The following is a 1,361-nucleotide window of genomic DNA, read 5'->3' as shown; positions in this document are numbered from 1 at the left end:
GTGCAGATCATGGATATTACCCTATGAGGGATTAGGATGATTTTTTTATTTAAATTAGTTGATTTAACTCACCCATTAACAAAAAGCACACCCTCCTGGGATAATTCCTGTGGTTTTAATCATTCGACTTTATTGGATTATGCTGATTGCACGACTGGAGTTAAATTCAGAGTTCAAAGCATTAATATGCCAGCTGGTATCGGTACACATATGGATGCACCAGCGCATTGTAACCCCATGGGAAAGACCATTGATGCTATTTCTCTGCAAGAATGTCTTGCTCCTTGTGTAGTGATTGATATTTCGGAAAAAGCCGATGAAACCTACCAGTGCTCTGTGCAAGATATCTTGGATTTTGAAAAACAATATCGGTCTATTAAATCTGGCGATTTTGTCCTGGTTCGTACTGGATGGGCACGTTATTGGACATCGTCCGCACAATATCGGAATAATTTGCAATTTCCTTCTGTTTCAAAAGAGGCGGCTCGGCTGTTAATTGAGCGTGACATTGCCGGTCTTGGTATCGATACCTTGGGGCCAGATACGGCTAAAAGCAGCTATCCTGTGCATCAGATTATTTTAGGACAGGGAAAATATTTAATTGAAAATATTGCTAATGCACATTTATTACCGGCTACAGGAAGCACTATTTTGGCTGTCCCTATGCTCATTCTTGATGGGACAGAAGCACCAATAAGATTAATAGGATTTGTTGAATAAACCCTATGTAGAAAGCTGGGGTGCCTGTTTTAGTAATACGATGCGTAGGATTACAATTAAACCTGATTTTTTTATTTTAAGGATATTTGACGGGGATCGTCCCCATTCCTTATTTATCGTGGTTATACAGATAGAAATTTAAGCATTATGCGAAAAATTGTACTGAAGATGAAAAAACAAATACCGATGGGATTGTTTTAAAAAGATTGAAAGCCGCTCTTTCTGTTCAATATACTAGAAAAGTGGTGGGGTTTTAAATTTTGATGAAATCGCCCTGGATCCCTATTTTTTATTCAAGTTTTTTAATAATACCTTAATATTGATTATATATAATACAAAAAACTTGTATTTCAGATTATTTTTATGCCTCAATTTTTTAAAAAATTAGCCATTTATGACATAGATACTGCTCAAAGAGCACATATTGAAGAAAATGGTTTTATTGAATTTTCACAAAATAGAATTCTTGGAAAGGTAACTTCAGGAAAGTTAAATAAAATTAAAGTTAAATACAATGGGCTATGTGAGGTTATATGTAATTATATTTTACTAGAAGATCTATTAGGAGAAAAAAATCCCCTACCATTACAAAAGGATGTTCAGGCTAATTGGTTAAATACTCAATCTGGACTTGAACAATT

Annotated in this window: 2 protein-coding genes; both read left to right on the top strand. The window is 34.9% G+C overall.

The features are described from left to right. The first annotated feature begins 36 nt into the window (after positions 1–36). On the top strand, positions 37–720 hold the full coding sequence (locus LDG_RS08380; protein WP_006870843.1) for a cyclase family protein: 684 nt from the start codon (positions 37–39) through the stop codon (positions 718–720). A gap of 363 nt (positions 721–1,083) precedes the next feature. Next, positions 1,084–1,361, top strand: a 278-nt coding sequence (locus LDG_RS19630; protein WP_040535004.1) for a hypothetical protein, incomplete at its 3' end; no start/stop codon positions are given.

It is taken from the genome of Legionella drancourtii LLAP12 (genome assembly GCF_000162755.2).
In the GTDB taxonomy this organism is placed as follows: domain Bacteria; phylum Pseudomonadota; class Gammaproteobacteria; order Legionellales; family Legionellaceae; genus Legionella; species Legionella drancourtii.
Note: the sequence above shows the minus strand (reverse complement) of the source record. Positions and strands in the feature narration are given on the sequence as shown.